At 82.4% G+C, this 301-nt stretch carries 1 protein-coding gene; it reads left to right on the forward strand.

Annotation, left to right across the window (positions count from 1 at the left end):
* Positions 1 to 171, forward strand: a 171-nt coding sequence (locus tag JHD63_RS23470) for a cytochrome c peroxidase (RefSeq protein ID WP_370590631.1), incomplete at its 5' end; no start/stop codon positions are given.
* Positions 172 to 301 lie beyond the last annotated feature (130 nt).

Raw genomic sequence — 301 nt, forward strand, 5'->3', positions numbered from 1 at the left:
GGCTGGGACGGCCGCGCCAGCACCCTGCACGAGCAGGCGGCCATCCCGCTGCTGGCCGCGCACGAGATGGCCAACGCCAGCCCCGCCGCCGTCGTCGCCAGGCTGCGCGCCGCGCCCTATGCAGCGCCTGTCTCTTATACACATCTGACGCTGCCGACGAAGAGAACCTAGTGTAGGTGGGGGGGGGGGGGGGGGGGGGGGGGGGGGGGGGGGGGGGGGGGGGGGGGGGGGGGGGGGGGGGGGGGGGGGGGGGGGGGGGGGGGGGGGGGGGGGGGGGGGGGGGGGGGGGGGGGGGGGGGGG

The organism is Xylophilus sp. ASV27 (assembly GCF_016428875.1).
Taxonomy (GTDB): domain Bacteria; phylum Pseudomonadota; class Gammaproteobacteria; order Burkholderiales; family Burkholderiaceae_C; genus Xylophilus.